Genomic DNA, 7,543 nt, shown 5'->3' on the forward strand with positions numbered 1-7,543 from the left:
TCTTCGGCCAGGGTGGGCAGCAGCAGCTCCTTGAGCACCTGGCGGAATTCCTCGGCCTTGCCGGGCTTGGCCTTGGCGCTGCCGATGATGACGAGGGTGGACATCGTGAAGTCTCCTGTGTGTGTTGCAACCGCACGCTCACGCGACATCGGCCTCAACCGGCTTCGCCTGCGGCGCGGAACCAAAGCTCATGAGTTCGCCCTGCCACTGGCTTTGCTTGAGGAATTGCTCCCAGTTCAGCGCGTTCGGGTCGATCCGGCGACTCCACTGCAGATCGCGCCCCGGCGCGAAGTAGCCGTACTCGACGGCGTACTCCACCATGCCGACCAGTTCCCGCACGAGCCACTCGTTGCCGCCGAACGCCGGAAAGTGCTGCAGCAGCTCCTGCCGCGTGTAGGCCGAGGCATAACGCGCCTTCTGGCCGCTGACGCGCACGAAGGTCTCCACCATCTCGCGTGCGGTCAGGACTTCGCCCACGACGGGCAAGGTCGCGCCGGCGTACTTTCGTGGGTTGTCGAACACCTCCAGCACCGCAGGCCCGGTCGCGGTGAGCGGGTCCACGAAGGGCATGGGCGCGTCGGGTGGCAGGTAGATGGCAAAGGTGAGGCTGCCGTCCGGCCCGCGCTGGGGCACGTAGTACTCGAGGAAGTTGCTGTAGAAGAACGCCAGATAGACGAAGGAGCTGCGCAGCGGCAGGCCGCGGAGGTGGTCCTCCACCCTCGCCTTGTCGGTGAAGTGCGGCGCCCACTTGGTGCCACCGGTGCGCGCCTCCACGTTTTCGAGGCCGCTCCACACCACGTGTTCCACCCCGGCGGCGTGCGCGGCGTCGGCCAGCTGCACGCCCAGCGTGTACTCGGTGTCGGCGGGTGGCTCCTTCACGATGGGTGGGGTCATCAGGAAGGCACCGTACGAGCCGCGCATGGCGGCGGTGAGATCGGCCTGGTGGCCGAGTTCCAGCGGCGCGACCACGACTTCGGCACCGAGCGCGGCGAGCTCGCGCACGGGTGGGCTGTCGGTGCGGCGCGTGAGCGCGCGCACGCGGTACCGGCCGCTGGCCAGCAAGGCCTTGGCCACGCTACGGCCCTGCTTGCTGGCCGCGCCGGCCACGGTGATCAAGGGTTTGTCGGAGGGGGTAGATGAGGTAGGTGAGGTAGTCATGGAACGCAAGTCTCGGGTGCCGTGAGTCGCCCGTGAAATCGCGAAACCCTTCCGCTACCATCCATCGCATGGATACCAAGCGGCTGGACCTGAACCTGCTTGTCACGCTGGAGGCGCTGCTGGTCGAGCAGAACGTGACCAAGGCCGCCGAGCGGCTGCACCTGAGCCAGCCGGCCGTGAGCGCGCAGTTGAGCCGGCTGCGCGACGTCTTCGACGATCCGCTGCTGATCCCCGCGCAGCGCGGCATGACACCCACGGCCAAGGCCCTGGAGTTGATGGGCCCTCTGCGACAGGCGCTCGATCAGGTGCGCTCCACGGTCTCCACACACCAGGGCTTCGACCCAGCGAAGGCCACGCTGGTCGTGTCCATCGCCTGCACCGATTACTTGCAGGCCGCCGTGGTCAAGCCCGTGCTGTCTGCGCTGCGCCGCGAAGCCCCCGGTGTCCGCGTGGCCCTGCGCAACCTCGACATCGCGCAACTGGAAGCGCAAATGGTGCGCGGCGAGGTGGACCTGGCGCTGATGACGCCGCAGGCGGCCCCGCCCAGCCTGCGCACGCGGCTGCTCTTCGACGAGCACTACGTGCTCATCGGCCGGCGCGGGCACCCGCTGCTGCGCGAAGGCCTCACGGTGCAGGAGTACGCCCAGATGGAACACGTGATCGTGTCGCTGCGTGGCGGCGACTTCGCCACGCCGGTGGACCACGCTCTGACCGGGCTGGGTCAGCGCCGCAACGTGGTGCTGTCGGCCACGTCCTTTCTGATGGTCCCCGAAGTCGCGTCCCAGTCCGACCTTGTCGCCCTGGTTCCCAGCCGCCTGGTACGGGACCGCGGCGATCAGCTGTTGCAGGTACCGCCGCCCTTTCCCGTGGAAGGATTCGAAGTGGGCATGGTCTGGCACGAACGCAGCCATGGGCACGCGGGGCAGCAGTGGGTCAGGGACTTGATCCGACGGACCGTGTTGGCTTGAGGTCGTCTTTCGGCGCTGCCTGCGCGCGAAGCCGGTGCCCGCCGAACGCCTCGGCGAGCCACGCTCACCCCCCTTTTTTGCTCTTGAACCGTGTTGGCGGGTGTCAGGGAAGGGCCTGTGGGCAAGAAGCAGGCACCCGCGTGGCGCCCTTGTCATTCGGGGGCGTGGCGGGGAACGGACAGGAGCTCTTCGAGCGACAGCATGAGGGACATCGGCCAACGGCAGACATTCAACGTGTGATGCGGAACGACACCTACAACGCGAGCAACACAATTCGTCAGTCAGAGAAGGACGATTGGATGTTTCGCTACATCGGCATCCCCCCGGTCCGGGCCTTGGCCCAAACTAAGCGGCGATCTGTTTGTTGTCGATCCAGAGGGCTGGCAAGCCGGAATCAGCAATGGACCGGACATCGAGGCAATCGCAGGTGGACCGATGACCGCTGGGGAGTGTTCAGGTTCTGTTTCCTGTGCCGGTCAAGTCGGAAGACGATTTGATTGCGAACTTTCATCTCGTTCGGCCATTGCTAAAGCAAGAGAGAGCTCGGCTGCCTTGAGCGTAGTTCAAGGTCCGCTTCAGGCCCAGTCCCTTCTCAGCTAGCATGGTGCTTTCGGCCATCAGCGGTCGTACACGGCGCCCGCCTGCTTCTGAACGGATTGGGGAACACTATCGGTGATTGGTGGCGTTACATTGATCCCCATAACACGTTAGGCCATGAACACCACTCAAGCGCATCCGCACAGCTTCTCAGATGCAGCTTGGCCCTTTGTCGCGCCTCAGAACGCTCTGGCCATATCGACGATCCCCGGACGCCCTCTCACCGGTGTTTCGCTACAGAGCTGCTATTGGCAGACGACCGCTTCTGGCCGCAAGGCGCCATCCTATTCGACGAAAACCGGCCCTTCAATCGCCAGCCCCGCATCCCGCCTCACTCGCCCATCCGCCTCAGGCCGAGGGCTTGGGCTGTGCCGCTGGGGGCGCCTATGCGCTGCCGAGGAGCGCAGGGTGGCCGGCCCGCGCGCGCAGCGCGCTTCGTGAACTGACTGGCGGCATCTGTCTGAACGGAGCGCGCGAAGCGCGCGCAGTGAGTTATGCCGCGGGCCGGCTGCCCGAGCACCGCAGGGGACCCTTCGCGAAGCGAAGGGCTGCGCATTTGAAGCCCCCAGCGGCACAGCCCAAGCCCTCGGCTCGCCAGCCAGGAAACGAGCGAGACCCTTGGCCCGCCAACCCAGACATGCGCGAAGCCGGCGCCCAGACAAGCCAGCCTCACCCCCGCCCTGCCTTCAACAACAGCGCCGACACCTCGTCCGCCGCCGCCCGCAGCTTCGGCAGCAACTGCTCCTTCATCACCGTGGCCGAGGTGCGGTTCGCCTGTCCCGACACGTTGAGCGCCGCGATCACCGCGCCCGCGCGATTGCGCACCGGCGCGGCGATGGAGATCAGGCCCTCCTCCAGCTCCTGATTCACCAGCGCCCACCCCTGCCGCCGCACCTGCTGCACACGCGAAAGGATCTCCGCAGGATCCACCGCCGTGTGGCGCGTGTTCGCCTGGATCGCGCTCGCCTTCAGGCGCGCCTTCACCTGCGCATCGTCCAGGCCCGCCAACAACACGCGCCCCAGCGAGGTGCAGTAGGCCGGCAAGCGCGTGCCCACGTTGAGGTTGAGCGAGACGATCTTGTGCGTGTGCACACGCAGCACATAGACGATGTCGCTGCCGTCCAGCACCGCCGCCGAACACGATTCGCCCACCGCGTCGGCCAGGCGCTCCATCACCGGCTCGGCCAGGTTCCAGATCGGCATGGACGTGAGGTAGGCAAAGCCCAGGTCCAGGATGCGCGGCGTCAGCCAGTACAGCTTGCCGTCGCCCTCCACATAGCCCAGCGTCTGCAGCGTGAGCAGGATGCGCCGCGCCCCGGCGCGCGTGAGGCCGCTGCGTGCGGCCACCTCGGAGAGGGTCTGCGCGCTCGCCTCGGCACTGAAGGAACGGATCACCTCCAGCCCGCGCGCGAAGGACTGCACATAACCGTCGCCGGGCGTGGGCGCGTCGGGTGCGCGACGGGCGTGGGTTGCCATGGTCTTCGGTGGGCGACTAGAATGATTCGTCAATCGAACAAGTGTTCGTCATTAGAACATTCTCCGATCGACGCAGCAAGCTCCCCTGCCCCCTTCCCGCCCGGAGACAAACCCCGTGATCAACAAGATCGCCCCCTCGGTGGCCGAGGCCCTGCACGGCGTGCGCGACGGCGCCACCGTGCTCATCGGCGGCTTCGGCACCGCCGGCATTCCCAACGAACTCATAGCCGGCCTGATCGACCAGGGCGCGCGCGAGCTCACCGTGGTGAACAACAACGCCGGCAACGGCGACCACGGCCTGGCCGCGCTGCTCAAGACCGGGCGCGTGCGCAAGATCATCTGCAGCTTTCCGCGCCAGGCCGACAGCCACGTGTTCGACGGCCTGTACCGCGAGAAGAAGATCGAGCTCGAACTGGTGCCGCAGGGCAACCTGGCCGAGCGGCTGCGCGCAGCGGGCGCGGGCATCGGCGCCTTCTTCACGCCCACGGGCTACGGCACCGAACTGGCGAAGAACGCCGACGGCAGCCCCAAGGAAACGCGGGTCATCGGTGGCCGGCCCTATGTGCTGGAGTACCCGATCCACGGCGACGTGGCGCTCATCAAGGCCGAACGCGGCGACCGCTGGGGCAACCTCACGTTCCGCAAGGCCGCGCGCAACTTCGGCCCAGTGATGGCCACCGCCGCGAAGCGCACCATCGCCAGCGTGTTCGACATCGCCGAACTCGGCACGCTCGACCCGGAGACCATCGTCACGCCGGGCATCCACGTGAGCGCGGTCGTGAAGATTCCGCGCATGGCCACGCAAGCCGGTGGCTTCAAGGAGGCGGCATGAGCTACCAAAGAAGAAGCAAGGATGAACTCGCGAAACGCGTCGCGATGGACATCCACGACGGCGCCTACGTGAACCTGGGCATCGGCCAACCCACGCTCGTGGCCAACCACCTGCCGCCGGGCATTGAGGTGATCCTGCACAGCGAGAACGGCATCCTGGGCATGGGCCCGGCGCCCGCCGCCGGGCAAGAGGACTACGACCTCATCAACGCCGGCAAGCAGCCCGTGACGCTGCTGCCCGGTGGCGCCTTCTTCCACCACGCCGACAGCTTCGCCATGATGCGCGGCGGCCACCTGGACATCTGCGTGCTTGGCGCCTTCCAGGTCTCGGCCACGGGCGACCTGGCCAACTGGAGCACCGGCGAGCCCGGCAGCATTCCCGCCGTGGGCGGCGCCATGGACCTCGCCATCGGCGCCAAGCAGACCTGGGTGATGATGGACCTGCTGACCAAGCAGGGCGCGAGCAAGGTGGTGCAGCAGTGCAGCTACCCGCTCACCGGCATCGGCTGCGTCAAGCGCATCTACAGCGACCTGGCCACGCTCGAATGCACGCCGCAGGGCCTGCGCCTGATCGACGCGGTCGAGGGCCTGTCGCTCGACGAGCTGCAGCGCCTTGTGGGGCTGCCGATCGCACCGGCCACACCCGCCTGAACGATTTCACTTTCCCGGAGAACCCATGAGCACCCGCCAAGCCTTCATCGTCGACGCCATCCGCACCCCCTTCGGCCGCTACGGCGGCGCGCTGTCCAGCGTGCGCACCGACGACCTCGCCGCCATCCCCATCAAGGCCCTGATGGAACGCAACCCGAACGTGGACTGGGCCAGCGTGGTCGACGTGCTCTACGGCTGCGCCAACCAGGCCGGCGAGGACAACCGCAACGTGGCGCGCATGGCCGCGCTGCTGGCGGGCCTGCCCATCGACGTGCCCGGCGCCACCATCAACCGCCTGTGCGGCTCCGGCATGGACGCCGTGGGCAGCGCGGCGCGCGCCATCAAGGCCGGTGAAGCGGGCCTGATGATCGCCGGCGGCGTGGAGAGCATGAGCCGCGCGCCCTTCGTGATGCCCAAGGCCGAGAGCGCCTTCAGCCGCGCCAACGCGGTGTACGACACCACCATCGGCTGGCGCTTCGTCAACAAGCTGATGAAGGCGCAGTACGGCGTGGACTCCATGCCCGAGACGGCCGAGAACGTGGCCGTGGACCACGGCATCGAGCGCGAGGCGCAGGACCGCATGGCCCTGGCCAGCCAGCTCAAGGCCGTGGCCGCGCAAAAGGCGGGCCACCTGGCGCGCGAGATCGTGCCGGTGACGATTCCGCAGAAGAAGGGCGATCCGGTGGTCGTCGACAAGGACGAGCACCCGCGCGAGACCAGCCTGGAGGCGCTGGCCAAGCTCAAGGGCGTGGTCAAGCCCGAGGGCAGCGTGACCGCCGGCAACGCCAGCGGCGTGAACGATGGCTCGTGCGCGCTGCTGCTGGCCGATGAGGCCAGCGCCGCGAAGAACGGCCTCACGCCCAAGGCGCGCGTGGTGGGCATGGCCACGGCCGGCGTGGCGCCGCGCGTGATGGGCATCGGCCCCGCACCGGCCACGCAGAAGGTGCTGGCGCTCACCGGCCTCACGCTGGAGCAGATGGACGTGATCGAACTCAACGAGGCCTTCGCGTCGCAGGGCATTGCGGTGCTGCGAATGCTGGGCCTGAAGGACGACGATGAACGCGTGAACGCCTGGGGCGGCGCCATCGCCCTGGGCCACCCGCTGGGCGCCAGCGGCGCGCGCCTGGTCACCACGGCGGTGAACCGCCTGCACGCCACGGGTGGCCGCTACGCGCTGTGCACGATGTGCATCGGCGTGGGGCAAGGGATTGCGGTGATCGTCGAGAGAGTCTGACGAGGGCGCCTCAGCAGAACAGGAAAGCCTGGGTCTGGTGGCTCAGGCTGTGGCCCCTGACGCCTGTGGGCCCTTCGATCGCTTGACAGTTGTAGTGACGAATCCCGCGCGCCAGGGGGCAGTAGCAGAAGGTCCGCAGCCGATCCGGGCGCTCCCAGCCGTCGATGGCGTAGATGGCTTTTGGCACCGGGAATGGCAGGTGATTGAGCACGGCCACCGACAGACCATTGCGCGCCGGGTCCTTGTCCTGGAACAGTTCCTCCGCTCGCCGACTGCGAAGCAGCCAGCGCAAGGCCACCACCAGGTCGCTCAAGCGGCACTCGTCCTGCCTCTCGCCCTTGCGCTTTGCTGAACGGGACATTGCCCGCTCCAATACGGCTTCAATGGCGGGCGTCAGCGGGGCCCCATCGGCCAGTTCGCACGATCGCAGCACCGTCTTGAGCCAATGGCTGGCCTCCTTGCGGCTCATGTGCTGCTTGCGCAGGCCGGCGTTCATGGGATCGATCAAGTGCTTCTGGATCCGCTCGGCCGGCGTGGCCTGGCCCCTTCCCGGCAAACAATCCGGGAGCAGGCTCAACGAGTGCGTGTCAGTCCCATCGGTCCACGGCGCGGCCACCATCACGCGACC

General features: G+C 67.6%; 7 protein-coding genes. 4 read left to right on the forward strand and 3 right to left on the reverse strand.

Annotation, left to right across the window (positions count from 1 at the left end; all coding sequences use genetic code 11):
• Positions 1-138 precede the first annotated feature (138 nt).
• Positions 139-1,158 carry an NmrA/HSCARG family protein gene (locus VLG41_RS05800; protein WP_325348441.1) on the reverse strand — a complete coding sequence of 340 codons (1,020 nt, stop codon included), beginning with the start codon at positions 1,156-1,158 and terminating at the stop codon, positions 139-141.
• Between the two features lie 68 nt (positions 1,159-1,226).
• Here VLG41_RS05800 and VLG41_RS05805 point away from each other — a divergent pair, with 68 nt between their 5' ends.
• Positions 1,227-2,126 carry a LysR family transcriptional regulator gene (locus VLG41_RS05805; RefSeq protein ID WP_325348442.1) on the forward strand — a complete coding sequence of 300 codons (900 nt, stop codon included), beginning with the start codon at positions 1,227-1,229 and terminating at the stop codon, positions 2,124-2,126.
• Positions 2,127-3,392: 1,266 nt separating this feature from the next.
• On the opposite strand, the gene VLG41_RS05810 is transcribed toward VLG41_RS05805, so the two are convergent.
• Positions 3,393-4,199 carry an IclR family transcriptional regulator domain-containing protein gene (locus VLG41_RS05810; RefSeq protein ID WP_325348443.1) on the reverse strand — a complete coding sequence of 269 codons (807 nt, stop codon included), beginning with the start codon at positions 4,197-4,199 and terminating at the stop codon, positions 3,393-3,395.
• Positions 4,200-4,314: 115 nt separating this feature from the next.
• On the opposite strand from VLG41_RS05810, the gene VLG41_RS05815 reads away from it, so the two are divergent.
• From VLG41_RS05815 to pcaF, 3 genes are read left to right on the forward strand one after another with little or no spacing between them, the layout of a single operon-like run.
• Positions 4,315-5,031, forward strand: coding sequence for a 3-oxoacid CoA-transferase subunit A (locus VLG41_RS05815; protein ID WP_325348444.1), 717 nt, complete (start codon positions 4,315-4,317; stop codon positions 5,029-5,031).
• A complete protein-coding gene (locus tag VLG41_RS05820; protein WP_325348445.1) occupies positions 5,028-5,681 on the forward strand; it encodes a 3-oxoacid CoA-transferase subunit B in 654 nt (217 codons plus the stop codon). Before VLG41_RS05815 ends, VLG41_RS05820 begins: the two co-directional genes overlap by 4 nt.
• Before the next feature lie 25 nt (positions 5,682-5,706).
• Positions 5,707-6,915 (forward strand): 3-oxoadipyl-CoA thiolase, encoded by a 1,209-nt coding sequence (gene pcaF, locus VLG41_RS05825; RefSeq protein WP_325348446.1) that lies wholly within the window; start codon positions 5,707-5,709, stop codon positions 6,913-6,915.
• 10 nt (positions 6,916-6,925) lie between these two features.
• Here pcaF and VLG41_RS05830 read toward each other — a convergent pair.
• Positions 6,926-7,543 (reverse strand): hypothetical protein (locus VLG41_RS05830; protein WP_325348447.1); only part of this gene is annotated, 618 nt, incomplete at its 5' end.

Origin of the sequence: Hydrogenophaga sp. (genome assembly GCF_035481345.1) — a bacterium.
Lineage (GTDB): Bacteria > Pseudomonadota > Gammaproteobacteria > Burkholderiales > Burkholderiaceae_C > Hydrogenophaga.

Excerpts from the sequence above, each read along its gene's own strand:
- VLG41_RS05810 (WP_325348443.1), bottom strand. The coding sequence starts at position 4,199 with ATGGCAACCCACGCCCGTCGCGCACCCGACGCGCCCACGCCCGGCGAC.
- pcaF (WP_325348446.1), top strand. The coding sequence starts at position 5,707 with ATGAGCACCCGCCAAGCCTTCATCGTCGACGCCATCCGCACCCCCTTC.
- VLG41_RS05820 (WP_325348445.1), top strand. The coding sequence starts at position 5,028 with ATGAGCTACCAAAGAAGAAGCAAGGATGAACTCGCGAAACGCGTCGCG.
- VLG41_RS05800 (WP_325348441.1), bottom strand. The coding sequence starts at position 1,158 with ATGACTACCTCACCTACCTCATCTACCCCCTCCGACAAACCCTTGATC.
- VLG41_RS05805 (WP_325348442.1), top strand. The coding sequence starts at position 1,227 with ATGGATACCAAGCGGCTGGACCTGAACCTGCTTGTCACGCTGGAGGCG.